Below are 1046 nucleotides of genomic sequence, written 5' to 3' on the forward strand. Positions count from 1 at the left end.
TTGAGTAGGATGGAGCGCTGGAAAAGCGGAAGACATCGGTTCGGTATTCGCCTGAGGTCCGGGAGCGAGCGGTCCGGATGGTGCTGGAGCATGGCAAGGATCATGCTTCGCAATGGGAAGCGATCGGCTCGATAGCACCGAAGATCGGCTGCACGATCGAGACACTGAGGGGGTGGGTTCGCCAGGCGGAGCGCGATCAGGGGCTACGGCCCGGTCCGACGAGTGCTGACCAGGAGCGGATCAAGTCTCTGGAACGAGAGGTCCGGGAGCTACGCCAGGCGAACGAGATCCTGCGCAAGGCATCGGCTTATTTTGCGATGGCGGAGCTCGACCGCCGGTACAAGCCATGATCGCGTTCATCGACGCGCATCGTGAGGTCTACGGTGTCGAGCCGATCTGCCGGATGCTGCCGATCGCTCCGTCGACCTACTATGAGCATGCTGCACGCCGTATTGACCCAAACCGCTTGCCGCCCCGTGCGCGGCGCGGCGCGCGGCTTATGAAGCAGATGGAACTGGCCGGCGTGATCCGCGGCAAGCCGATGAAGACGACGGTCAGCAACTCCGCTGCGCCCTGTCCACGAGACAAGGTGAACCGGCAGTTTTATGCCTCAAGGCCAAATGCCCTATGGGTGTCGGACTTCACCTATGTCGCGACCTGGCAAGGCTTTGTATATGTGGCGTTTGTCATCGATACATTCGCCCGGCGTATCGTCGGCTGGCGGGTCGGCCGCACGGCGCATGCCGGTTTCGTCCTCGATGCCCTGGAACAGGCTCTTCACAACAGACGCCCGATGCGTGGCGGCGGCCTCGTCCATCACAGCGACCGGGGCAGCCAGTATGTCTCGATCAAATACACCGAGCGCCTGTTGGAGGCCGGCATCGAACCGTCCGTCGGCAGCGTCGGCGATTCCTACGACAATGCCCTCGCCGAAACTATCAACGGCCTGTTCAAGGCCGAGGTCATCCACCCTCGTGGCCCTTGGCGGAATGCAGAAGCAGTGGAATTCGCCACACTCGAATGGGTGGACTGGTTCAACAACCGCC

General features: G+C 62.0%; 1 pseudogene and 1 other annotated feature. The pseudogene reads left to right on the forward strand.

Annotated elements, in window-relative coordinates:
- Positions 1-77: 77 nt before the first annotated feature.
- Positions 78-1046 (forward strand): annotated as a pseudogene (locus tag B7Z76_RS16260) (IS3 family transposase); the annotation flags it as partial.
- Positions 305-421 (forward strand) — a sequence feature (AL1L pseudoknot). It overlaps the preceding pseudogene by 117 nt.

The sequence above is a fragment of the Acidiphilium sp. 20-67-58 genome (assembly GCF_002255515.1).
GTDB lineage: Bacteria > Pseudomonadota > Alphaproteobacteria > Acetobacterales > Acetobacteraceae > Acidiphilium.